This window comes from Chitinophaga qingshengii (assembly GCF_014529935.1).
Lineage (GTDB): Bacteria > Bacteroidota > Bacteroidia > Chitinophagales > Chitinophagaceae > Chitinophaga > Chitinophaga qingshengii.
Genome location: NZ_JACVFC010000030.1, coordinates 1 through 278, shown reverse-complemented (window position 1 = coordinate 278; position 278 = coordinate 1). Strand labels below are relative to the sequence as shown.

1 protein-coding gene is annotated in these 278 nt (G+C 47.8%); it reads left to right on the top strand.

The annotated features are described in order from the left end of the window. Positions 1 to 278: hypothetical protein (locus ICL07_RS32230; RefSeq protein WP_188092176.1), on the top strand; the 278-nt coding region annotated here is incomplete at both ends.

Sequence of the window (278 nt, the reverse complement as noted above, 5' to 3'; positions counted from 1 at the left end):
CAACTGTACCGTGTCTGACGAAAAAACAGTCATCGTACGTACCATGCCGAAAGCGGTGATCACTAAAGACGAGATCAAACAATGTGCGAAAGGTACTTTTGACATCGAAGCCAATGAGCCACCAGCGGATCAGAAAGGTGAATGGTCTTTTGTGGGTGCTGATCTCGGTGCTAAAATCACCAGCCCGAACAGCTTCAAAACAACTGTAACAGGTGTGCCTAACGGCAGCACGGTACAACTCAAGTGGACCGTTACCAACATCAACCTGTCTGCTTGTA